The following is a 21820-nucleotide window of genomic DNA, read 5'->3' on the forward strand; positions in this document are numbered from 1 at the left end:
CAGTCCGACAGTTGATCCTTGTCACAATGCTGCTCGTATTCAGGACTACAATCGAATCTCCTGCGAGGCAGTCTTTTGCGTAACGTCTTTTACGAGAGGTGATCCGTTGTGAAGATCCTGATAAAAGAATTGGCAAAATCCCAGTGGCAAGTCCGCTTAGACCAGCATGCGGTGACGTTCCGCAGCGAAGCAGAAGCTCGCGCTTTCACGCGTACCCTCGAAGCCCGCATCCAGGCTCCTCACCAGATTCCCATCCTCCACCCGCAGCGCGCTGCCGGCTGATTCCGGCCTCAAGCCTGGGCTTGCGCCAGCGCCCGGGCATTTTGCAAACGCCGGGTGAGCACTGCAGCGCTCACCACCAGAACTCCGCACAGGCTGATGACCATGGCCATCGGCACGGCGCTGCCATCGTGCAAAATGCCCACCAGCGCGGAGGCGCCGGCCGCCACACTGAACTGCAGGCAACCGAGCAGCGCTGACGCGCTGCCGGCTCGTGCGCCCTGCCCGCTCATCGCACAGGCGGCGGCGTTGGGGCTGATGCAACCGAGGCTGGAAATACAGATGAACAATGGAATCAGCAGCGGCCACAGCTGGGCCGGATGCAGAGCGCTGACAGCGAGCAGGGTCAGACCGGCCGCGAGATAAACCCACACCGCGCGCGCCAGCAAGAACGTCGGGCCACGTTTGGCCAGCAGCCGCGCGTTGACCTGCGCCACCAGAATGAAGCCCGCCGCATTGGTGCCGAACAACCAGCCGAAATGCTCCGCCGGAACGCCGTAGAGCTTGATGATGATGAAAGGTGATCCGGCGATATAGGCAAACATCCCGGCGATGGCGATGCCCCCGGTCAAGGCGTGGCCAAGAAATATCGGGTCGGCCAGCAACCGACCGTACTGGCGCAACGCGCCCGACAGCGGTTGGCGCGGTATGTGGGCCGGCAAGCTTTCCGGCAATCCCGTCGCCACCGCCAGCCCCGCCAACGCACTGAACCCGGTCAAGGCCAGGAAGATCGACTGCCAGCCAGTGGTGTTGACCAGCAACCCACCCAGCAAGGGCGCGAGGATAGGCGCGAGCCCCATCACCAGCATCAACTGGGAAAAGACTTTCGCCGAGCCCACCGCATCACATTTGTCGCTGACCACCGCCCGGGAAATCACCATGCCGGCGCAGCCACCCAACGCCTGGACGAAACGCGCACCAATCAACCATTCCAGGTTCGGCGCATAGGCGCACGCCACCGAGGCAGCAGTGAAGAGGCCGACACCGGCGAGCAACGGAATGCGTCGCCCGAAACGATCCGCCACCGGGCCATAGGCCAACTGACCGATGGACAAGCCAAGGAAGTAGGCCGCCAACGTCATCTGGACGTGATTTTCGTCCGTGCCGAAAGCCAGCGCCATGGCCGGGAACGCCGGCAGGTAGAAATCGATCGCCAGCGGACCGAAGGCGCTCAAGGCGCCGAGAATCAGAATGGTACGGAAGTTCATCAGGCATCCAGTGAGGCAGGAGTCGGCAGCCCGACAGTCTAGCCGCGCATGGACGCCTTGAACATTCCGGTAGCTCGCTAACTATCAAAATCAGACCAGTTTGACGCCATACCCCTCTTCGCTGATCGCCTCGATCACTTGCTGGGCAGTCAGCGCACTTTCGACACCGACTTCTTTCGCCGCCAGATCGACCCGCACACTGGCTGCCGGGTCCTTGGCCTGTACGGCCTGAGTGATGGCCTTGACGCAGTGGCCACAAGACATGCCTTCAACGTTGAACACTTGCATGGGATGACTCCTATTCCGAGGGTTAAGTCCAGTTTCGAGCTTGCCATCATGGCAAGGTCAAGTTCTGAAGTTAGCTGCCGGGCTGGCAATCGGCGCTACGCTCGGCCAAGCTGCGTCCATCAATGACTCGAACTCAGGAGATTCAGCCATGCGCTGGTCGGTTTTCAGCCTGTTTGGCTTTCTCAGCCTTTTCGCCGCCGTGCCTTCGGTCAATGCTGCCGGTCAGGATTATGGCGTGCTGATCATTTCCCGCGAGCGCCTGGAAGTCGCGACCAGCTGCGAGATCGGTGTGTACATCCAGGACCAATTGGCGGCACGGCTGTTTCAGGAGCAGAGCACCTCGTTCAACCTGCCGCCCGGCGTTGTCTCGCTGCGCCTCAAGTTACTCCCGGGGCAAATGCCGGGTTGCAATCCGGGCATGCTCGCGCCGGGGTCGCAGGATATCCAGCTCAAGGCCGGCGATGTGCTCAAGTACCGGATCGCGATGACGCAGGAAGGGATGTACCTCAAGCGCGCCGGACTCGGCTACTGACCCACAACCCTTGTGGGAGCGGGCTTGCTCGCGAAAGCGGTGTGTCATGCAACATTGATGTCGACTGACACGACGCCTTCGCGAGCAAGCCCGCTCCCACATTCACTCAGTGGTGGGTATAAGATTGGCACTTGACCTTGCCAGCATGGCAAGGTTGATCCTGTGGTCATCTACTACAGGGAGTGCGACCGATGTCCGAATCCACCACGTTCGACCTGCCGATTGCCGGCATGACCTGCGCCAGTTGCGCCGGGCGTGTCGAGCGCGCCTTGAGCAAAGTCATTGGCGCCAGTGCCGTCAGCGTCAACCTCGCCACTGAACAGGCCCGGGTCCAGGCACCCAGCGACAGCCTGCCGGCCCTGATGGATGCCGTGGCCAAGGCCGGCTACAGCGTGCCGCAGCAAAGCCTGGAACTGAGCATCGACGGCATGACCTGCGCGTCCTGCGTCGGTCGGGTCGAGCGGGCGCTGGGCAAGGTGGCGGGCGTGAAAAGCGTCAGCGTCAACCTGGCCAACGAACGCGCCCACCTCGAACTGCTCGGCCAGGTCGATCCGCAAACCTTGATCGCGGCCGTGACCAAGGCCGGTTACGCCGCCAGCGTATGGGAAGCCGAACACCCGCCGGCCGACAATCAGCAACAGCGCCTGCATCGCGAACGCCTGGCCTTGATCATGGCCATCGTCCTCGCCTTGCCACTGGTCCTGCCGATGTTGCTGCAACCGTTCGGCGTGCACTGGATGCTCCCGGCCTGGGCGCAATTCGCCTTGGCCACGCCGGTGCAATTCATCTTCGGTGCCAGGTTTTACGTCGCGGCCTGGAAAGCCGTACGCGCCGGGGCCGGCAACATGGATTTGCTGGTGGCCCTGGGCACCAGCGCCGGTTATGGCTTGAGTATGTATGAATGGGCCACCGCCGCCGGGCGCATGCCGCACCTGTATTTCGAAGCCTCGGCGGTGGTGATCGCCCTGGTATTGCTGGGCAAGTACCTGGAAAGCCGCGCCAAGCGCCAGACCGCCAGCGCCATCCGCGCCCTCGAAGCCTTGCGCCCGGAACGAGCGATTCAGGTGCTCGATGGCCGCGAGCAGGAAGTCGCCATCAGCGCCCTGCGCCTCAATGACCTGGTGATGGTCAAACCCGGAGAGCGCTTCCCGGTCGATGGCGAAGTGATAGAAGGCCAGAGCCACGCCGATGAAGCCCTGATCAGTGGCGAGAGCCTGCCGGTGCCCAAACAGCCCGGCGACAAAGTCACGGGCGGCGCGATCAACGGTGAAGGACGGTTGCTGGTGCGGACCCAGGCCCTCGGTGCGGAAACCGTACTGGCACGGATCATCCGCCTGGTGGAAGACGCCCAGGCCGCAAAGGCGCCGATCCAGAAACTGGTGGATAAAGTCAGCCAGGTGTTCGTGCCCACCGTGCTGTTGATTGCCCTGGTAACCCTGATCGGCTGGTGGCTGTATGGCGCGCCGATGGAAACCGCGTTGATCAACGCCGTGGCGGTGCTGGTGATCGCCTGCCCTTGCGCACTGGGCCTGGCCACGCCGACGGCGATCATGGCCGGCACCGGCGTGGCGGCACGCTACGGGATCCTGATCAAGGATGCCGAAGCCCTGGAGCGTGCCCATGAAGTCAGCGCGGTGGTGTTCGACAAGACCGGCACCCTGACCTCCGGCGCCCCGCGCATTGCTCATCTGAGTGCCATCGACGGCAATGAAGCGAGCCTGCTGCAACTGGCCGGCGCCCTGCAACGCGGCAGTGAGCATCCGTTGGCCAAGGCTGTTCTGGATGCCTGCGCCGAACGCCACTTGAAGGTGGCCGACGTCAGCGACAGCCAGTCCCTGACCGGCCGCGGCATTGCCGGCACACTGGAGGGTCGTCGCCTGGCCTTGGGCAATCGGCGCCTACTGGAAGACAGCGGCTTGAACGCCGGACCGTTGGCCGACTCGGCGATCGCGTGGGAACAAGAAGGCCGGACCTTGTCGTGGCTGATCGAACAATCCCCCGCCCCCCAGGTGCTGGGCCTGTTCGCCTTCGGTGACACCCTCAAGCCCGGCGCGCTGCAAGCGGTGCAGCAACTGAGCGCACGGAACATCAGCAGCCACCTGCTGACGGGTGATAATCGCGGTAGTGCCAAGGTGGTGGCCGAGGCGTTGGGCATCCAGGATGTGCATGCCGAAGTACTGCCGGCGGACAAAGCCGCGACGGTCGCCGCACTAAAGGAAACCGGCGTGGTGGCAATGGTCGGCGACGGCATCAATGACGCCCCGGCACTGGCCGCCGCCGACATCGGCATCGCCATGGGTGGCGGCACCGACGTCGCCATGCATGCAGCCGGTATCACCCTGATGCGCGGCGATCCGCGACTGGTACCGGCTGCATTGGAGATCAGTCGCAAGACCTACGCCAAGATTCGGCAGAACCTATTCTGGGCCTTCGTCTATAACCTGATCGGTATTCCGCTGGCGGCGTTTGGCTTCCTCAATCCAGTGCTGGCCGGTGCGGCCATGGCCTTGTCGAGCGTCAGCGTGGTAAGCAATGCGCTACTGTTGAAAACCTGGAAACCCAAGGACCTGGAGGACAACCGATGAACATCGGCCAAGCGGCCCGCCACAGCGGCCTGAGCGCAAAGATGATCCGTTATTACGAATCCATCGGCCTGCTCAAGGCTGCCCATCGCACCGACAGCGGTTATCGGGTGTATGGCGATGACGACCTGCACACGCTGGCGTTCATCAAGCGCTCGCGGGACCTGGGGTTTTCCCTGGAGGAAGTCGGCAAGCTGCTGACCCTCTGGCAAGACCGCCAGCGCGCCAGCGCCGATGTGAAGGCTTTGGCCCGTCAGCATATCGATGAGCTGAACCGGAAGATCCGTGAACTGGGGCAGTTGCGCGATACGTTGCAGGATCTGGTTGAGCACTGCCATGGCGATCATCGGCCGGATTGCCCGATTCTCAAGAACCTGGAATCCGGCTGCTGCACTCCCACCCTGTAGGAGCTGCCGCAGGCTGCGATCTCTTGATCTTGCTTCTAAAAAACAAAATCAAAAGATCGCAGCCTGCGGCAGCTCCTACAGGGGGTGCAAAAAACCCGGCCGAAGCCGGGTTTTTCTTTAGCCGATCACTGCATCCAAGGTGGAGGCGGTTCTTCGGTCTTGCCCGGCGGCGCATCGTCCGCCGCGCGTGCCGCTTGCTTGCGCTCTTCATCCAGGCGTGCAGCCTCGATTTCGCGCATGATGCCGCCCACGTCGGCCAGATCTTCCGATTCGGCGAACTCACCGGTCAGGACGCTGGCCGGGTGCAAGGTGCCAGCCTCGTACAAGGCCCACATTTCCTTGGCGTACCGGGTTTTCTTCAATTCCGGCGCAAACCGCCCGAAGTAGGAGGCCATGTTGCCCACGTCGCGCTCCAGCATGCTGAACGCGTGGTTGTTGCCCGCCGCATCCACCGCTTGTGGCAGGTCGATGATCACCGGGCCGGTCGGCGTCAGCAGCACGTTGAACTCGGACAGGTCGCCGTGCACCAGGCCGGTACACAACATCAGTACGATCTGCGAAATCAGGAACGCGTGATATTCCCGTGCCTGGTCCGGCTCCAGCACCACATCGTTCAGGCGCGGCGCGGCATCACCGTACTCGTCGGCCACCAGCTCCATGAGCAACACGCCTTCAAGGAAGTCGAACGGCTTGGGCACCCGCACGCCGGCATTGGCCAGACGGAACAGCGCCGCCACTTCAGCGTTCTGCCAGGCGTCTTCGGTTTCCTTGCGGCCAAACTTGGAGCCCTTGGCCATCGCCCGGGCCTGACGGCTGTTGCGCACCTTGCGGCCTTCCTGATACTCGGCCGCCTGACGGAAACTGCGTTTATTCGCCTCCTTGTAGACTTTCGCGCAACGTAACTGGTTACCGCAGCGCACCACATAAACAGCTGCTTCTTTACCACTCATGAGTGGGCGCAGCACCTCGTCGACCAGACCGTCCTCGATCAGGGGTTCAATGCGTTTTGGAGTCTTCATCAGCTTTTATTGTGGGTCCTTTATTACCAAACACGCGAAAGTCATTCGTTATACGGCAATCCACTCACGGGGGGGAGGGGTTGCCGACTTATGAACATTGCACAAGCACACAATGTGCCGATTTCCACAGGTAAAACCGACGACCGCCACGGGCCGCTCCGGATCATAGCCGAGCCTGCGCCACTTGTTGTGCAAGGACATTGAGGGCAATTGCGACAGAAGCTGACACCACCTCTCAAGCCTTCCGTAGGATTTTTCTCAACAGGCCTCAATTTCCGCCGACAACAGCCGAAGTCCTTAGTGACAAAGTGATTTGTCCGACAATCGCTGCCACAAAAAAAGCGATGCCGCACTCAGGGACCCGGGTTGACCAAGAACGATTACGGCTGCCAATAAACCGCGAGTCATCTGCACTGCGTGGGCCTACAAGAAAATCTGGAGCGCGGATGAACATCAAACAGAAGTTGACCTGGGCGTTTGCAATCATCGCCTGCCTGCCCGTGGTGCTGGTCGCCACCCTCGTTGTGCTGAACCTGCGCAGTGATGCCAGAGACGAATTTATCGACGGCAGTGCCCGAGAGATTCGTCAGGTCAGCAACGCCATGCAATTGTTTTTTGACGGCATCAGCCAGAACGTCGATTACCTGGCCAAGCAGCCGCTGATCCGAAACTCCGACGACAGCCTCAAGACTTACATGGCTGCCAACGCCGAGAGCGTTCCCCAGGGCGAGATGGACAAGAAAGTCTTCACCCTGCTCCAGGACTTGGGCAACAGCCATCCGTCCTACGCCTATGCCATCCTCGGCACGGCGGCGGGCGGCTACGTGTCGTGGCCGGATGATCCGAAACTGAGCAACTACGACCCGCGCCAGCGCCCCTGGTACAAGGCCGCCCAGGCCAAACCGGGCAAGCCGTTCCGCACCGAGGCCTACTACTGGGCCCAGGACGACGCGACCTACGTCAGCACCGTGCGCACCATCGACAACAAGCTGGGCACCAATGGTGGCGTGGTCAGCATCGACGTGACGCTCAAGCAGCTCACCGAAATCGTCAAACAGATCAAGCTCGGCGAAACCGGCTACCTGATGCTGCTGGAAAACACCGGCACGGTCCTGGTGGATCCGAAACAACCGGAACACAACTTCAAACCGCTGAACAGCCTGGGCGAGGGCTACGCGCAACTGGCCAAGGCCGGCAAGGGCCTGGTGGAAGTAGAGTTGAACGGCGAGCGCTACATGGCCAACGTCTGGCCGTCGGAGCAACTGGGCTGGACCTTCATCGGCCTGATCAAACAGAACGACGTGATGAGCTCCGCGACCCAGTTGACCTGGTTGATCGCCATCATCGCCGCCGTCCTGGCCGTCATCTTCGCCATCGTCGGCGCCAGTTTTGCCAGCCTCATCGTGCGTCCGATCCGCAGCGTGGCCAGCGGCCTGGAAGGCATCGCCCAAGGTGAAGGCGACCTGACCCAGAACCTGCAAATCCGTGGCAACGACGAAACCGCGCAGTTGGCCAACTGGTTCAACCAGTTCCTGACCGCGATTCGCAACCTGATCCAGAACATCGGCGGCGCAGCGGGCAAGATCCTCGCCACGTCCAAGAGTTCGACCCAGGTCTCCAGCGACATGGCCGAAGCCGCCGGACGCCAGCGTGAAGCGGTGGACATGGTGTCCACGGCGTTCCACGAAATGGTCGCCACCGCCAACGAAGTCGCACGCTCTTGCAGCCAGGCGGCGGAATCCGCCGACAGTGGCCAGCGCCAGGCACGCGAAGGTCAGCAACAGATCGATGCGGCCGTGAACAGCGTGGATCGCCTGAGCCAGGAAATCGAACAGTCGGCCCAGTCGATGCAACAACTGGAGCGCGACAGCAATGACATTCAGTCGATCCTCGGGACCATCCGTTCGATCGCCGAACAGACCAACCTGCTGGCGCTGAACGCCGCGATCGAAGCGGCACGGGCCGGTGAACAGGGTCGCGGCTTTGCCGTGGTGGCCGACGAAGTACGGGCCCTGGCCAAGCGCACGGCCGACTCCACGGCGGAAATCGACGGGCTGCTGGGCAACCTGGCCAAACGCACCAGCCAGGTGACCCAACAGATGCACGCCAGCCTGGAAGTGTCCCAGCAATCGGTGACGCGCATCGGTGAGGCGCGCAACAGCTTCGGGCAGATTCGCGAGTCGGTGGACGTGATCCGTGACATGAACACCCAGATCGCCACGGCGGCGGAACAACAGCATCAAGTGGCCGAAGACATCAACCGGCACATCAGCCAGATCCATGGCGATGCGCAACTGGTGGCGGAACTGGCCAACTCGGCACGCCTGGACTCCCAGAGCCTGGCCGGGCTGTCGAACGAGCTGGACGGGCTGGTGCGCAGGTTCCGCACCTGAAAATAAAAGGATAAAAGATCGCAGCCTTCGGCAGCTCCTACACCTACCCTGTAGGAGCTGCCGCAGGCTGCGATCTTTTGTGCATCAACGCTCGATAATCGCTGTAACCCCCTGCCCGCCCGCCGCGCAAATCGAAATCAGCCCCCGCCCCTTGCCCGCCGCATCCAGCAACTTCGCCAGGTTGGCGACGATGCGCCCGCCCGTGGCGGCAAACGGATGCCCTGCCGCCAATGAACTGCCCTTGACGTTGAGCCGACTGCGGTCAATCGAGCCCAACGGCGCATCCAGCCCGAGACGGGTTTTGCAGTACTGCGGATCTTCCCAGGCCTTCAATGTGCACAGCACCTGCGCGGCGAAGGCTTCGTGGATTTCGTAGTAGTCGAAGTCCTGCAGGGTCAGGCCATTGCGCGCGAGCAAGCGCGGCACGGCGTAGACCGGTGCCATCAACAACCCTTCGGCACCGTTGACGAAATCCACCGCCGCCGCCTCGCCGTCACGCCAGTAGGCAAGAATCGGCAACCCTCGCGCCTGCGCCCATTCCTCGCTGCCCAGCAGCACCAGTGACGCCCCGTCGGTCAGCGGCGTGGAGTTGCCCGCGGTCAGGGTGCCCTTGGCGCTTTTCTCGTAGGCCGGCTTGAGTGCGGCGAGCTTTTCCAGGGTCGAATCCGGGCGCAGGTTGTTGTCTCGGGTGAGTCCCAGGAACGGCGTCATCAGATCGTTGTGCCAGCCTTCGGCGTAGGACGCCGCCAGCTTCTGATGGCTCTCAAGCGCCAATTGATCCTGGGCTTCGCGAGGGATGTTCCAGGTCTGGGCCATCAGTTCGCAGTGCTGCCCCATGGACAACCCCGTGCGCGGCTCACCGTTGCGCGGTAACTCGGGGATCAGATGTTTGGGTTGCAATTGCAGGAAGGTCTTCAGTTTGTCGCCGGTGGTTTTCGCGCGATTGGCTTGCAGGAGGATTTTGCGCAGCCCTTCGCTGACGCTGATCGGTGCATCCGAGGTGGTGTCCACGCCACCGGCGATGCCGCAGTCGATCTGGCCCAGGGCAATCTTGTTCGCCACCAGCAACGCCGCTTCCAGCCCGGTGCCGCACGCCTGCTGGATGTCGTAGGCCGGGGTGGTGGGCGACAACCGCGAGCCGAGTACGCACTCGCGTGTGAGGTTCATGTCCCGCGCCAACTTGAGCACGGCGCCAGCGACCACTTCGCCGATGCGCTGGCCATGCAGGTTGTAGCGCTCGATCAGGCCTTCGAGGGCAGCGGTGAGCATCACCTGGTTACTGGCCGTGGCATAGGGGCCGTTGGAGCGGGCGAAAGGAATCCGGTTACCGCCGATGATCGCGACGCGGCGCAGCTGGGTCATAAGAACTCCTGATGAAAAAGGAAATTGAAACTACCCCTGTAGGAGCTGCCGAAGGCTGCGATCTTTTGATCTTGAAAAATCAAAGTCAAAAGATCGTCCGAACGCGGCCCGAGCCTTCGGCAGCTCCTACAATGACCAAGCGTAGGCCTTATCTCGTGGATCGAACGACTGATCGCCATTCATGGTCCACACTTTGAACCCCAGCTTTCGGAGCGCGTTCCATGTCTGACCGCTATATCGACTTCGCCAATTCGTCCATCGGCCATCGTCTGGTCGGTGCCCTGGGGTTGCCGACACCGACTCGACTGGAGCGCTGGCAGGCAGGCCGGCTGCGGCCCGTGGAAGGTGCGCTGCTGATCGGCGGCGGGCCATTGGCGGAACACGTCAGCGCTTTCGCCAACCGCCTGACCGACGCGATCTACAGCTACGGCACCGAGCCTTCGATGGCCACGGCCTGGATTCCCGGCCACGGACCGAAACTCAAGGCCGTGGTGTTCGACGCCAGTGACCTGCTGCACACCGATCAGCTCAAGCAACTGCGCGAGTTCTTCCAACCGTTGATGAAGAACCTCGATCACTGTGCGCACCTGGTGATTCTCGGACGCGATCCACAAACCCTGCGTGACCTCTTCGCCGCCAGTGCGCAGCGCGCCCTGGAAGGTTTCAGCCGTTCCCTGGCCAAGGAACTGCGCAGCGGTGGCACCCTGCAATTGATCTATGTCGGCGAAGGGGCCGAGGCGCAACTGGAAGGTCCGCTGCGGTTTTTCCTCTCGCCGAAAAGCGCCTTCGTGTCCGGGCAGGTCATTCGCCTGAATCCGTGCTCGACGCCCGTCAGCGACTGGACGCGCCCGCTCGCCGGGCGCAAGGCACTGGTTACCGGCGCAGCACGCGGCATTGGCGCAGCCATCGCCGAGACCCTGGCCCGCGACGGTGCCGACGTCATCCTGCTCGATGTGCCGGCGGCCAAAACCGACCTCGAAGCCCTCGCCGCACGCCTCGGCGGGCGCAGCATCAGCCTCGACATCTGCGCCGAAGACGCCGCTGCGCAGTTGATCGAACAATTGCCCGACGGCCTCGACATCGTGGTGCACAACGCCGGCATCACCCGCGATAAAACCCTGGCCAACATGACCCCGGACTTCTGGGACGCCGTACTGGCCGTCAACCTCAACGCACCGCAAGTGCTGACCAAAGCCTTGCTCGATAGCGGCGCCCTGCACGACAACGCCCGGGTGATTCTGCTGGCCTCTATCAGCGGCATCGCCGGCAATCGCGGGCAAACCAACTACGCAGCGAGCAAGGCCGGGCTCATAGGTCTCGCGCAAGCCTGGGCGCCGCTGCTCACCGAACGCGGCATCAGCATCAACGCCGTGGCACCGGGATTCATCGAAACGCAAATGACCGCGCACATACCCTTCGGCCTGCGCGAAGCCGGACGGCGCATGAGCTCCCTCGGCCAGGGCGGCCTGCCACAGGACGTCGCCGAAGCCGTGGCCTGGCTCGCGCAACCGGGTACCGGCGCATTCACCGGGCAAGCGTTGCGCGTATGCGGGCAAAGCGTTCTGGGGGCTTGAGGATGATCACCGACTGGCACACTCTCAACCGCGAACCCAGCCTCCCGGGGTTGTACGCTCGAGCGGCGACACGGCGAAAAATCACCGGCACCGTCCTGCCCGATTCGGGTTTGCGCTGCTGGATCGACGTCGATCCCGAACGCCTGGCGGCCTATCGCAAGGTCTGTGGTTTCGCCGACAACGGCCTGCTGCCGCCGACCTATCCGCATATCCTCGGCTTTGCCTTGCAGATGCAATTGCTCACAGCCAGGGACTTCCCGTTCCCGCTGCTGGGGCTGATTCACCTGAGCAATCGAATTCGTCTGCTACGCCCCATGGGCGGGGTGAATCGGGTGCGTGTCAGCGTACAGGTGCAGAACCTGCAACCCCACGCCAAAGGCGCGACGTTCGATTTGCTGACCACCCTCGACGATCAACTGGGACCGCTGTGGGAGGCACAAAGCCGGATGCTCTGCCGCGGCGTCAAACTCGAGGGTGAACCGCTTGAGGAGAACCTGGTAACGAGTCTGGACATGAACCAAGTCGAGCACTGGAAAGCGCCCTCGGACATCGGTCGGCAATACGCCAAGGTGTCCGGCGACTACAACCCGATCCACTTGAGCGCGGCCAGCGCCCGACTCTTCGGTTTCCCGACCGCCATCGCCCATGGCTTGTGGAACAAGGCGCGCACACTGGCGGCACTGGCCGGGCATCTGCCTGTGGCGAACGTCGAGATCGCGGTGCAGTTCAAGAAGCCGGTACGGCTGCCCAGTGAGGTGACGTTGCTGGCCAGCGAGGCGGGGGCGAGCGGGGACTTTCAGTTGGTGGGTGTCGGAGAGCTGGAGCACATGGTCGGGCATTGGCGGCCGGTGGCCTGATAAGCTTGCTCCTACCTTTGATTTTGGCCATGTCGAAAGGGTGGAAGATCAAGATCAAAAGATCGCAGCCTGCGGCAGCTCCTACAGGCCGAGCGTTAGCTCGCCTGCCGCTCTTGATCTTGATCCACCCGCCCCCTCGGCAGGCTGAGCGGAGGTGTTCATCCGGGGATGGGCGCGCAGCGCCGTTCGACGCAGTCGAACTCATTGCATGTAGGTCGAAGCGAAGCCGACCGGAGGGCAATGCCCCCGGATGAATACCGCAGCGAAGGTACCCCGAGCCTCAGCGAGGGGCCGTACGTAAGGGGCGAGACTTTTTGGTTCCTTTTGTGTCGTTTGACAAAAGGGACTCGCCGTAAGGGCGAAACCATAAGTCGCCGTTACCGAAGAACCGGATATGTACTCAACCCAGAGATCACCCAATCACCCCTTGACCAAATAAACCTGCGGCAACGGAAACAGATTATTCAACGTCTCCAACAACCGCACGTGATAAATCGGCTTGCGAAAAAGATCCAGCACCTGCAAACGCAACATATCACTGACATCATCCATGCCCGCATGCCCCGACATCACAATCACCGGCAAATGCTCGCGAGACGTATGTTCGCGCAACCGCCTGATCAACGACATGCCGCTCTCCTCCGGCATACGCAAGTCAGTGATCACCAAAGCGATATCGGGGTGCCGGGTCAGATGCTGCAGCGCAAGCTTGACCGAAGTGGCGGCAAAACAATTGAACCCCTCACCCTCCAGCAACTCCGCCAACTCAAGCAATGCGTCCTCTTCGTCATCCACCAGAAGCAGCTGTTGGCGTGGCTGTGCGTGAGCGTTCATGAGGTGACACCTGCAAGGGACGAAGCGCTGACGTTAGAAACCCTGTGAAGCGACAGCAAATTATCGACTTCCTCGTCAAAGCGCCGCTTGAATAGTGTTGAACGTGGCCGTGATGGCGTTCTGGACACCCGGGCTGAAACCGGCGAGCACCACCGCGACCATGGCGGCAATGATCGCGTACTCGATACCGGACGCACCCTCGGTATCCCTTGCCAGGCCCTTGTAAAAAACGATCCCGGATTTGACCTTCTCAACAAGCTTGGAAAAAGACATGACATTTCTCCTGGACGACGACGGGTGTTGCACGGACGCAACATGATTCCCCAGTGCCAGCACCAGCATTGTCGGCATTCCCCGGCCCAACAACTGTAAATACGCATTAACACTAAAGTATTAACCGTTTCGTTGACGTCAAAAACGGGTCGTTTTATCGCAACTTTGCACTTTCGTTAGATATTTCCCCCCGCGCTAATGGCATTTTGCTCTACCTGCGCTACGGTCAAATAGCGAAATAGTTCCATGTTCATAGCTGCCTGATTGCGAAGTTGTCTCGTCGGACTTGACGGGGTTTGCGCAGCAGGAAAGGGAGAGCCTTCATGAACAGCCGTGTCACTCTGGGTCTCGCCGGTTTGTTTCTGGTCGGAGCCATCATTACCGGTTACTGGGGACTCACATTGAGTCGTCAACCGCCCCCCGAGGTCGTTGCCCAATCCACCGTCAATGCACCGCCGGCCATCCCACAGGGGCCACTGTCGACAAATGACCCGACCCGCCATCCCGTGGTCGTGCTGGTCAACGATGTCGCGCCCTATACGCCGATCACCGCCGCCGATGTCGTGTTGGAACAGTTGCACACCGCCCCGGCCGGCAGCCTGACCAGCCTCGACCAGGCGATTGGCCGCAGCCCGTGGCGCGCCCTCAGCGCCGGCAGCTGGCTCAACGACGAAAGCTTCGAAGCCGGCAGCAAGCTGTCGCGGATGATCCGTCCCAATGAACGCGCCCTGGCGGTCGCCACGGACGAAGTGGTCATTGTCGGCGGGCAACTGACGCCGGGCGACTATGTCGATGTGCTGCTGTTCCTGCGCATGGACACCCTCAATCCTCAGCCAACGGCCCAACTCGTGGTGCCGGCCTTGCGGGTGCTCGGGGTCGGCGAACAGTTGGGGTTGACCAACGACGGCCAGCCTTCCAGCCCGGCACGCAACGCCGAGGAAAAACTCAAACAGGATCAATCGCGCGCCGCAGCCCGGACCGTGTTGCTCGCGGTTCCTGAACAACTGGTGAGCCGCCTGATGCTCGCGACCCAGGCCGGCGTGCTGCGCCTGGCCGTGCGCAGCGCCGATGAGAAACGCCTGGCGCGCTACTGGGCCGGCGAAAGCAACTCTGCCGCCAACCTGGCCAATGCCAACCGCGAGTTATTGCAATTCAGCCAGCTGGCCATGACCGGGCCACCCAAACCTGTCACCACCAGCCCTGGCGCCGCGCCGCGCAAGCAGAGCGTGGAAGTCATTCGCGGTAACGAGATCACTCAACAAACACCCTGAGTCGAGCAAGGATGCCTTTCCATGCGCAGACCTTTTACGCCATTGTTCAACGGCTTGATCCGGGCCACTTTGCCCGGCGGCCTGCCGGCAAGTGCGATATCACGTAGCGAGTTATCGCAATGAGCCAGAACCTGAGTCAAACCTTCCTCGCGATCACGCGTAACAGCACCGACCTGGAATGGCTGCAAGGCGCCCTTGCGCCCTTGGGCCAGGTGGTCAGCGCCGGTGGCGGCAGCCTTGACGAACTGTTGGCACTGGTGGACGTGACCTGCGCCAGCCTGGTGTTCATCGGCCTGGACCGCGACCACGTGGTCACCCAAAGCGCGCTGATCGAAAGCGCGCTGGAAGCCAAGCCGATGCTGGCGATCGTCGCGCTGGGCGACGGCATGGACAACCAGCTTGTACTCAATGCGATGCGCGCCGGAGCCAGGGATTTCGTGGCCTATGGTTCACGCTCAAGTGAAGTCGCAGGCCTGGTGCGGCGCCTGAGCAAACGCCTGCCCGCTGTCGCACCGAACACGCACCTGGGCCGCCTGACCGTGCTGTATGGCGTGCAGAGCAGCGCCGACGGCGCGTTGCTGGCCATGCACATGGCGCAAGTGGTGCAAAAAAGCGGACAGCACACGCTGCTGCTGGACCTTGGACTGCCCCGAGGCGATAGCCTGGCGCTGCTGGGCCTGGAAAGCTCGTTTCATTTCGGCGATGCATTGCGCCACTTGCGACGCCTGGACGCGACACTGATCGACAGCGCCTTCACCAGTTGCGAAGCCGGGCTGCGCATCCTCGCCTACGCCACTGGCGATGAACCGCTGGAGCACACCAGTGCCGCCGAGCTGTACATGTTGCTCAGTGCCCTGCGTCAACACTTCCAGCACATCGTGGTAAACCTCACCGGCCAACCCGACAGTGAAGCGCTGCGCACCTTCGTCAGCCATTGCGACAAACTGCTGTGGTACACCGATCAGAACGTGCTTGACTGCCGCCGCAACCTCACGGTGCTCAACTTGTGGCGCGAAAAAGGCATGAAGCTCGATCACGCCAAATTGCTCGTGGACCGCTACCTGCGCAACGTCGCACCGGACTCCGATACCCTGGGCAAGACGTTTGGCCTGGAGATCATCGCCACCCTCGCCTACAGCCCGGAAGTGCGGCTCAACGCCAAGAACCAGGGCCTGACCTTGTTCGAACTGGCCCCGCGCGAGGGCCTCACCCAGAGTCTGCGCGCACTCGGCGAGCGCCTGGCCAGGCACTCCGAAGGCCTGGTCAAACCCAAGACCGGCTGGTTCAACCGCTTGAGGGGCGCACAATGAGCAGTGAAAAACTCTTTGGCTCCCCCCATCGCGGCGCGGTCGGCAATACCGACCACGAAGGCCTGAAACTGGTGCTGCACCGCTACATCATCGACGCTATCGAAGAGTCGGGGAAAAACCTGCTGGAGGGCACGCGCCAGGCGCTGTCGCAATTCGTGATCGACAAGGTGGCCGAGTACATCGCGCGCCTGCACCTGGCGATTTCCCGCTATGAGATGGAGCGTCTGGCCGAGGAGATCGTCGACGAGCTCACCGGTTTCGGCCCGTTGGAAGTACTGCTGCGCGACCCGGCGGTGACCGAGATTCTGGTCAACGGTCCACACCGGGTATTTGTCGAACGCGAAGGCTTGCTGCATCTGAGTGACTTGCGTTTTATCGATTCGCACCACGTCGAACGTGTCATGCAACGGATTCTCGCGCCCCTGGGCCGGCGGCTCGACGAGTCTTCGCCCATGGTCGACGCGCGCCTGCCGGACGGCAGCCGGGTCAACGCCATCATTCCACCAATAGCCCTCGATGGCCCGTGCCTGTCGATCCGCAAATTCCGCCAGGACATGCTCAAAAGCTCTGACCTGGTGGCCATGCAAACCATCGATCACGCGATCTTCGAATTCATTCAGGAAGCCGTGGGCAAACGCTGCAACATCCTCATCAGCGGCGGCACCGGCACCGGCAAGACCACGCTGCTGAACATTCTCAGCCAGTTGATCAACCCTCAGGAACGCCTGGTCACCATCGAAGATGTCGCCGAACTGCAACTGGGCCACCCTCACGTCGTGCGCCTGGAAACCCGTCCACCGAATGCCGAAGGCCATGGCGAAGTAAAAGCCAGCGACCTTATTCGCAACGCCCTGCGGATGCGCCCGGACCGGATCATCCTCGGCGAGATTCGCGGCGTCGAAGTGGTCGATGTGTTGACGGCGATGAACACCGGCCACGACGGCTCGATGAGCACCGTACACGCCAACAACGCCCAGGATGCGCTGCTGCGCCTGGAGACCCTGGTGGGCCTGACCGGCCGCAGCATCGCCGAGCGCACCCTGCGGCAGATGATCTGCGCGGCGCTCGACGTGGTCATCCAGCTCACGCGCATGCCCGACGGCCGCCGCTGCGTCAGCGAAGTGGTGGAAGTCGTGGGTGTGCGCGACGACGTGTATGTCACCAACACGCTGTTCCGTTTCGACCGCCACACCGGGTTCGGTTTCCTGCGCGAAGCCGTGAACCCGGCTGGCGACAAATTGCGCCGGGACTCGGCGCTGTCTCCCTCGGCGTACTGAGGCCACGGCATGCTCAAACCGGCGCTGCTCATCCTCGTTTGCCTGATCTTTCTCGGCCTGGCGCTGCGCCTGCTCTATAACGGCTTGCGCCAGACGGGCAACGAACGGATTCTGGGACGCCTGAGCCAGGGGCAACCCCTGCGGGTCGAGCAGAAGTCGTCATGGGCGGGCCTTGAGCGCGCGTTCCTGCGCGCCGGACTCGGACGTCCCACCGAACGCCTGGGTCGATGGCTGGTGTTCTGGATACTCGGGGTGCTGCTGGGAATTGCCCTGGGTGGCTGGATCGGCGCGCTGCTGGTGCTGCTGGTGCCTCCGGTGGCGTTACGACTGTTCGTCAGCTGGCGTTACCAGCGTCGCCTCAGTCGCATGATCGAACAGCTGCCGATGTTGCTCGACCATGCCGTGCGCAGCCTGAAGTCCGGGCGGACCCTGGCCGATGCCGTGCTCGGCGCCATCGATGCGGCCGAAGACCCGTTGAAAAATGCCATGGGCCGAATTCAACGCAATGTGCAACTGGGGGTCAACCTGGCAGACGCCGCTTCAGACTTCGCCGAGTTGTACGAGAAAGACGAACTGCGCTTGCTCGCACTCGGCTTGAAGGTCAACCACCGCTACGGCGGCAACGCCAGTGAGCTGCTGGAAAACCTGATCAAGATGATCCGCGAACGCGAGCAAGCGGCACGCCAGTTGAAGGCCATGACCGGCGAAACCCGTATCACTGCCGTGGTCCTGGCCCTGCTGCCGGTCTCGGTCGCAGGCTATTTCCTACTCACCAATCCGACCTACCTGCTTTCCATGTGGCACGACAGCTCGGGGCAAACCATGCTGGCGAGTGCCTTCGGATTTCAGGTGATCGGTTGCCTGGCGCTTTGGCGCATGTTGCGTAGCCTATGACTATGAAGATGCTCTTGCTGGTGAGCGCGCTGCTGCTTTTCGGTGCTGCACTGTTGTTGCTCAGCGCTTTGCTGGAGCAAAGCCGACGGGCACGCCAGGTGGCCCAGCGACTCGATGGCAAGGCGCCGGGTGATAGCCACCTAACCCAACTGCTACAAGCCTTGGGCGCCAGCCGCCTGGGGCAACAGTCGGTCAAAATGGACAACGAAACCCAGACCCTGCTCAACTGCCTGGGCTGGCGCAGCGTACGCCAACGCTCACTGTTCGCCGCCTTGCAGGTGGGCGTGCCGGTGCTGGCGCTGTCCTTGTGCCTGTTGATTCAGGGGCTGTTCTACCCGAATGTAGAGAACCACTGGATCGCCCCGATGCTCGCCACCAGCATGGGCTACCTGTTGCCCAAGCGCTGGCTGGCTGCCGCGGCACAGCGTCGGCAAAAACAACTGGCCACTGAAACCTCGACCTTCATTGCACTGCTGCGCACCCTGTTCGAATCGGGCATGGCGGTGGAGCAATCCCTGCGAGTGCTGAGCCAGGAGGGCAGACAGTTGTTGCCCGCCCTGACCCATGAACTGCGCCTGATTCTGACCCGCGTCGATTCAGGCCTGGAACTGGGCGAAGAGCTGAACAAGACCACCCGCTTGCTTGCGGTAGACGAGTTCACCGACACCTGCGTGATCCTTCAACAATTGATCCATCAGGGTGGCGGCGCGATGAAGTCCCTGCTGGCGCTCAAACAGTTGCTCGACGACCGGCGCCTGACGCGCCTGCAGGAATACATCTCCAAGATGTCCGCCAAGATGTCCGTCGTGATGATGCTGTTTCTCTTCCCGGCGTTGTTGATCGTCCTGGCCGGCCCAGGCTTCACGGCCCTGGGTCGGGCCTTTGTCCACTAATACTGCGGATCGAGATTATCCAGCGCCCGATTCACCGCCAGCTCACCCAGCATGATCACCTGCGCAATCCCCAGCATCGTATTGCGCTGCGAGCCCTGCAGAAACCCCGCGAAATCACTCGCCATCACACTCGCCGACGCCAGCGACTCACAGGCGTGGGCCAGCAGGGTTTCGGTGTCGATGTCCGGGGGGATGACGAACATCGTGCTGGGTTTGCGGGGGACAGATTGTTTGGGGGGATTTGGGGTGGGTTTGATCATGGTGAAGCTCCATTCTTGGATTGGAGTTCGCCATCACTGCGACCAAGCAGAAGGGTGGCGAACTGTACGCAGGTTGGTCGACCAGGGAATGGAAACCCGGCAGGGCCAGGGCCCTCCCACGCACGGCTCGCCATTAAGCAAGCACAAAAATGCCGCTCGCGCGGCACTGTGCGCCATTCTAAACCCGGGCGACCAAACCCGATCACTGAATTTGCAGTGACCGACAAAGGCTAGAGATCGCGCTTCCGACGGACAACCTGAAAAGCGTGTCGGAGATTTCCTGGGGATTTGAGGAAAACTACACAGGAATGTGTTGGCTGGAAGGACGTCATCGCGAGCAAGCCCGCTCCCACAGGGTCGAGGTACATCCGCCAGATTCAGGTCGGCCGGCAGGCCGCCTTCGCGGGCAAGCCCGCTCCCACAGGGTCGAGGTACATCCGCCAGATTCAGGTCGGCCGGCAGGCCGCCTTCGCGAGCCAGCTCGCTCCCACAGGGTCGAGGTACATCCGCCAGATTCAGGTCGGCCGGCAGGCCGCCTTCGCGAGCAAGCCCGCTCCCACAGAAGAGAAAAGGCAGATCGGCGTACACCCCCGCTCTTCACCACTCAACAGGCCGAGCGTTAGCTCGCCTGCAGCTCTTGATCTTGATCCACCCGCCCCCTCGGAAGGCTGAGTGGAGGTGTTCATCAGGGGGCAGGCGCGCAGCGCCGTTCGACGAAGTCGAACACATCGAGAGGAGGTCGTCGCGAAGCAGACCGGAGGCGATGCGCCCTGATGAATACCGGAGCGAAGGAACCCCGAGCCTCAGCGAGGGGCCGTACGTAAGGGGCGAGACCTTTTGGTTACTTTTGGGGCGTTTGCCAAAAGTGACCCGCTGTAAGAGCGGAACCGTAAGCAGCCGTTACCGCAGCAACGGATATGTACTCCATCCAAAAAAGTTCAGTGCGCCGTAACCCGTTGCCGCCCCCCGGAACCATTGGGCGACAAAGCCAACGCCAACTGCGTCCGATTATGCATATGCGTCAACCGCAAAACCTGCGACACATACAACTTCACCGTGTTCTCGGTAATCCCCAACTCACAGGCAATCTGATAATTGGTCTGCCCCTTGCCCACCAACCGCGCCACTTCCAGTTGCCGCGGAGACAGCTGATTGAAAATCGCCGGAACCTCCACCGCATCAGCTTCAGCGACACCCCGACCACCCGCGTCTGCCGCCTGCGGCCCGCGCCGAACCTTGTCCAGGTCCTGGTACAGATCATCGATCGACTCGGACAAATACTGCAGCTTCTGATTCAAATGCCCCAACTGCAGGTTCTTGTGCCTTTCCTGCAAGGCCACTTCCTGGCGCTGCAAACCTTCGAACAACTCATTCAGATCGATCGGTTTCTGGTAATAGTCGGACACGCCGGCGCGCAGGGCCTTGATCACATCCTGCTTGTCGGCACACCCGGTGAGCATGATCGCCTCGAACACCCGGTGCTTGCCCGACAGCCGTTGCAATTCCTGCATCAGCTCGATGCCGTCCATGCCGGGCATGTGAAAGTCCAGCAGCACCAGGCCGATATCGAGGTCTTCGCTGAAACGCTTGATCGCCTGATAGCCCGATTCGCAGGGAACACAGCGGTAACCTTTGCCCTCCAGAAATTCGCAAAGCTCTTCAACGATCAATGGCGCATCGTCGACCACAAGGACTTTTACTGCCGAAGTAAACTTGCTCACGAGTAACTCCCTGTCAGGTCAAAGGTTGACCCGTCCCACACCGACAGCCAGCGGCTGTACAACGTCTGTCTGAAAAGTAGACGCAGTTTCCGGCTATGTACACAAAAGGGTCGACTAGTGGAGCCAGGCCAATGTCAGCATCAGCCCCGCCAGCACAAAGGGTGCAAATGGCTGCCTCTTTGACATTTCAGGCGCCATATAAAAAAGATGGGTTCTAAGCCCTTGACTCATATGGAGCCAGACTCTTGGCGCCAACAGCAGCCAGAAAACACTGGCCAAACCGGCGCCAATAAACGTGCCGAGCACGTGCATACCGTCCGTCGCAAGACCCAGGGCGGCCATGAGTTTCACGTCCCCGCCGCCCATTCGCTTCATGGCGTAACCCGGTAGCGTGAAGCCCACGGCCAACAAAAAAGCCCAGCCGCCCTGTTGCGCCTCGGCCCCCAGCCAGGTCGTGCCGTTCCACAGCAACCACGCCAGGGCCAGGGCGCCGGCGCCCAGGGTCAGGCCATTGGCGATGTGCCGTTGCCGGGCATCCTGTGCGGCGCAAAGCGCCAGCCAGATCAATAGGACAAAGCTCTGCATT

21 protein-coding genes and 1 pseudogene are annotated in these 21820 nt (G+C 61.8%); 13 read left to right on the forward strand and 9 right to left on the reverse strand.

What is annotated here, in order from left to right; translation table 11 throughout:
• Positions 1-108 precede the first annotated feature (108 nt).
• On the forward strand, positions 109-282 hold the full coding sequence (locus C9422_RS32300; RefSeq protein ID WP_007971850.1) for a hypothetical protein: 174 nt from the start codon (positions 109-111) through the stop codon (positions 280-282).
• Positions 283-290: 8 nt separating this feature from the next.
• Here the strand turns inward: C9422_RS32300 and C9422_RS24315 are convergent, their stop codons facing one another.
• Both C9422_RS24315 and C9422_RS24320 read right to left on the reverse strand, forming a co-directional pair.
• The gene (locus C9422_RS24315; protein WP_116582414.1) at positions 291-1487 is read right to left on the reverse strand and encodes a multidrug effflux MFS transporter; all 1197 of its coding nucleotides are present in this window, start codon (positions 1485-1487) and stop codon (positions 291-293) included.
• 90 nt (positions 1488-1577) lie between these two features.
• Positions 1578-1775 (reverse strand): heavy-metal-associated domain-containing protein, encoded by a 198-nt coding sequence (locus tag C9422_RS24320; protein WP_116582415.1) that lies wholly within the window; start codon positions 1773-1775, stop codon positions 1578-1580.
• A 148-nt stretch (positions 1776-1923) separates the two neighbouring features.
• Between C9422_RS24320 and C9422_RS24325 the strand changes: the two genes are divergently transcribed.
• From C9422_RS24325 to cueR, 3 genes are all read left to right on the forward strand, one after another.
• The gene (locus tag C9422_RS24325) at positions 1924-2307 is read left to right on the forward strand and encodes a hypothetical protein (protein ID WP_007971844.1); all 384 of its coding nucleotides are present in this window, start codon (positions 1924-1926) and stop codon (positions 2305-2307) included.
• Between the two features lie 191 nt (positions 2308-2498).
• Positions 2499-4892 (forward strand): heavy metal translocating P-type ATPase, encoded by a 2394-nt coding sequence (locus tag C9422_RS24335; RefSeq protein WP_116582416.1) that lies wholly within the window; start codon positions 2499-2501, stop codon positions 4890-4892.
• Positions 4889-5296 (forward strand): Cu(I)-responsive transcriptional regulator, encoded by a 408-nt coding sequence (gene cueR, locus C9422_RS24340; RefSeq protein WP_116582417.1) that lies wholly within the window; start codon positions 4889-4891, stop codon positions 5294-5296. The genes C9422_RS24335 and cueR overlap by 4 nt, the downstream gene beginning before the upstream one ends.
• A 125-nt stretch (positions 5297-5421) precedes the next feature.
• Here the strand turns inward: cueR and C9422_RS24350 are convergent, their stop codons facing one another.
• Positions 5422-6315, reverse strand: coding sequence for a PA4780 family RIO1-like protein kinase (locus tag C9422_RS24350; protein ID WP_116582418.1), 894 nt, complete (start codon positions 6313-6315; stop codon positions 5422-5424).
• 446 nt (positions 6316-6761) lie between these two features.
• Between C9422_RS24350 and C9422_RS32995 the strand changes: the two are divergent.
• A pseudogene (locus tag C9422_RS32995) lies at positions 6762-7850 on the forward strand (cache domain-containing protein); the annotation flags it as partial.
• Positions 7851-7979: 129 nt separating this feature from the next.
• Positions 7980-8708, forward strand: coding sequence for a methyl-accepting chemotaxis protein (locus C9422_RS33000; RefSeq protein ID WP_371317838.1), 729 nt, complete (start codon positions 7980-7982; stop codon positions 8706-8708).
• An 84-nt stretch (positions 8709-8792) separates the two neighbouring features.
• Here the strand turns inward: C9422_RS33000 and C9422_RS24360 are convergent, their stop codons facing one another.
• Positions 8793-10070 carry an acetyl-CoA C-acetyltransferase gene (locus C9422_RS24360; RefSeq protein ID WP_116582419.1) on the reverse strand — a complete coding sequence of 426 codons (1278 nt, stop codon included), beginning with the start codon at positions 10068-10070 and terminating at the stop codon, positions 8793-8795.
• 221 nt (positions 10071-10291) lie between these two features.
• Here C9422_RS24360 and C9422_RS24365 point away from each other — a divergent pair, with 221 nt between their 5' ends.
• Positions 10292-11644, forward strand: a complete 1353-nt coding sequence (locus C9422_RS24365; RefSeq protein WP_116582420.1) for a 3-oxoacyl-ACP reductase — start codon at positions 10292-10294, stop codon at positions 11642-11644.
• 2 nt (positions 11645-11646) lie between these two features.
• Positions 11647-12501, forward strand: coding sequence for a MaoC family dehydratase (locus C9422_RS24370; RefSeq protein ID WP_116582421.1), 855 nt, complete (start codon positions 11647-11649; stop codon positions 12499-12501).
• Between the two features lie 420 nt (positions 12502-12921).
• On the opposite strand, the gene C9422_RS24385 is transcribed toward C9422_RS24370, so the two are convergent.
• A complete protein-coding gene (locus C9422_RS24385) occupies positions 12922-13335 on the reverse strand; it encodes a response regulator (RefSeq protein WP_116582424.1) in 414 nt (137 codons plus the stop codon).
• A 75-nt stretch (positions 13336-13410) separates the two neighbouring features.
• A complete protein-coding gene (locus C9422_RS24390; protein ID WP_116582425.1) occupies positions 13411-13608 on the reverse strand; it encodes a Flp family type IVb pilin in 198 nt (65 codons plus the stop codon).
• 323 nt (positions 13609-13931) lie between these two features.
• On the opposite strand from C9422_RS24390, the gene cpaB reads away from it, so the two are divergent.
• The 5 genes from cpaB to C9422_RS24415 all read left to right on the forward strand — a co-directional run bounded on the left by cpaB (position 13932) and on the right by C9422_RS24415 (position 19253).
• Positions 13932-14879: a Flp pilus assembly protein CpaB gene (gene cpaB, locus C9422_RS24395; protein WP_116582426.1), complete on the forward strand. Its 948-nt coding sequence runs from the start codon at positions 13932-13934 to the stop codon at positions 14877-14879.
• Positions 14880-14998: 119 nt separating this feature from the next.
• On the forward strand, positions 14999-16189 hold the full coding sequence (locus tag C9422_RS24400; RefSeq protein WP_116582427.1) for a pilus assembly protein: 1191 nt from the start codon (positions 14999-15001) through the stop codon (positions 16187-16189).
• Positions 16186-17466 carry a CpaF family protein gene (locus C9422_RS24405; RefSeq protein ID WP_007980918.1) on the forward strand — a complete coding sequence of 427 codons (1281 nt, stop codon included), beginning with the start codon at positions 16186-16188 and terminating at the stop codon, positions 17464-17466. The genes C9422_RS24400 and C9422_RS24405 overlap by 4 nt, the downstream gene beginning before the upstream one ends.
• Positions 17467-17475: 9 nt before the next feature.
• Positions 17476-18360: a type II secretion system F family protein gene (locus C9422_RS24410; RefSeq protein WP_116582428.1), complete on the forward strand. Its 885-nt coding sequence runs from the start codon at positions 17476-17478 to the stop codon at positions 18358-18360.
• Between the two features lie 2 nt (positions 18361-18362).
• Complete coding sequence (locus tag C9422_RS24415) at positions 18363-19253, forward strand: type II secretion system F family protein (RefSeq protein WP_116582429.1); 891 nt, start codon at positions 18363-18365, stop codon at positions 19251-19253.
• Here the strand turns inward: C9422_RS24415 and C9422_RS24420 are convergent.
• From C9422_RS24420 to C9422_RS24435, 3 genes are all read right to left on the reverse strand, one after another.
• The gene (locus C9422_RS24420) at positions 19250-19513 is read right to left on the reverse strand and encodes a DUF6124 family protein (RefSeq protein ID WP_116582430.1); all 264 of its coding nucleotides are present in this window, start codon (positions 19511-19513) and stop codon (positions 19250-19252) included. The two genes, C9422_RS24415 and C9422_RS24420, sit on opposite strands and share 4 nt — an antisense overlap.
• 938 nt (positions 19514-20451) lie before the next feature.
• Positions 20452-21234: a response regulator transcription factor gene (locus tag C9422_RS24430; protein ID WP_116582431.1), complete on the reverse strand. Its 783-nt coding sequence runs from the start codon at positions 21232-21234 to the stop codon at positions 20452-20454.
• 114 nt (positions 21235-21348) lie between these two features.
• Entirely contained in the window at positions 21349-21819 is a 471-nt protein-coding gene (locus tag C9422_RS24435; RefSeq protein ID WP_116582432.1) for a prepilin peptidase, read from the reverse strand.
• Position 21820 lies beyond the last annotated feature (1 nt).

The sequence above is a fragment of the Pseudomonas sp. B1(2018) genome, from assembly GCF_003097365.1.
Classification (GTDB): domain Bacteria; phylum Pseudomonadota; class Gammaproteobacteria; order Pseudomonadales; family Pseudomonadaceae; genus Aquipseudomonas; species Aquipseudomonas laurylsulfatiphila.

What these genes read in the sequence shown, in the direction of transcription:
- C9422_RS24335 (WP_116582416.1), top strand. Translation starts at nt 2,499, where the DNA reads ATGTCCGAATCCACCACGTTCGACCTGCCGATTGCCGGCATGACCTGC.
- C9422_RS24405 (WP_007980918.1), top strand. Translation starts at nt 16,186, where the DNA reads ATGAGCAGTGAAAAACTCTTTGGCTCCCCCCATCGCGGCGCGGTCGGC.
- C9422_RS24420 (WP_116582430.1), bottom strand. Translation starts at nt 19,513, where the DNA reads ATGATCAAACCCACCCCAAATCCCCCCAAACAATCTGTCCCCCGCAAA.
- cueR (WP_116582417.1), top strand. Translation starts at nt 4,889, where the DNA reads ATGAACATCGGCCAAGCGGCCCGCCACAGCGGCCTGAGCGCAAAGATG.
- C9422_RS24400 (WP_116582427.1), top strand. Translation starts at nt 14,999, where the DNA reads ATGAGCCAGAACCTGAGTCAAACCTTCCTCGCGATCACGCGTAACAGC.
- C9422_RS24370 (WP_116582421.1), top strand. Translation starts at nt 11,647, where the DNA reads ATGATCACCGACTGGCACACTCTCAACCGCGAACCCAGCCTCCCGGGG.
- C9422_RS24410 (WP_116582428.1), top strand. Translation starts at nt 17,476, where the DNA reads ATGCTCAAACCGGCGCTGCTCATCCTCGTTTGCCTGATCTTTCTCGGC.
- C9422_RS24390 (WP_116582425.1), bottom strand. Translation starts at nt 13,608, where the DNA reads ATGTCTTTTTCCAAGCTTGTTGAGAAGGTCAAATCCGGGATCGTTTTT.
- cpaB (WP_116582426.1), top strand. Translation starts at nt 13,932, where the DNA reads ATGAACAGCCGTGTCACTCTGGGTCTCGCCGGTTTGTTTCTGGTCGGA.
- C9422_RS24415 (WP_116582429.1), top strand. Translation starts at nt 18,363, where the DNA reads ATGAAGATGCTCTTGCTGGTGAGCGCGCTGCTGCTTTTCGGTGCTGCA.
- C9422_RS24315 (WP_116582414.1), bottom strand. Translation starts at nt 1,487, where the DNA reads ATGAACTTCCGTACCATTCTGATTCTCGGCGCCTTGAGCGCCTTCGGT.
- C9422_RS24325 (WP_007971844.1), top strand. Translation starts at nt 1,924, where the DNA reads ATGCGCTGGTCGGTTTTCAGCCTGTTTGGCTTTCTCAGCCTTTTCGCC.
- C9422_RS24350 (WP_116582418.1), bottom strand. Translation starts at nt 6,315, where the DNA reads ATGAAGACTCCAAAACGCATTGAACCCCTGATCGAGGACGGTCTGGTC.
- C9422_RS24385 (WP_116582424.1), bottom strand. Translation starts at nt 13,335, where the DNA reads ATGAACGCTCACGCACAGCCACGCCAACAGCTGCTTCTGGTGGATGAC.
- C9422_RS24320 (WP_116582415.1), bottom strand. Translation starts at nt 1,775, where the DNA reads ATGCAAGTGTTCAACGTTGAAGGCATGTCTTGTGGCCACTGCGTCAAG.
- C9422_RS24360 (WP_116582419.1), bottom strand. Translation starts at nt 10,070, where the DNA reads ATGACCCAGCTGCGCCGCGTCGCGATCATCGGCGGTAACCGGATTCCT.
- C9422_RS33000 (WP_371317838.1), top strand. Translation starts at nt 7,980, where the DNA reads ATGGTGTCCACGGCGTTCCACGAAATGGTCGCCACCGCCAACGAAGTC.
- C9422_RS24435 (WP_116582432.1), bottom strand. Translation starts at nt 21,819, where the DNA reads ATGCAGAGCTTTGTCCTATTGATCTGGCTGGCGCTTTGCGCCGCACAG.
- C9422_RS24365 (WP_116582420.1), top strand. Translation starts at nt 10,292, where the DNA reads ATGTCTGACCGCTATATCGACTTCGCCAATTCGTCCATCGGCCATCGT.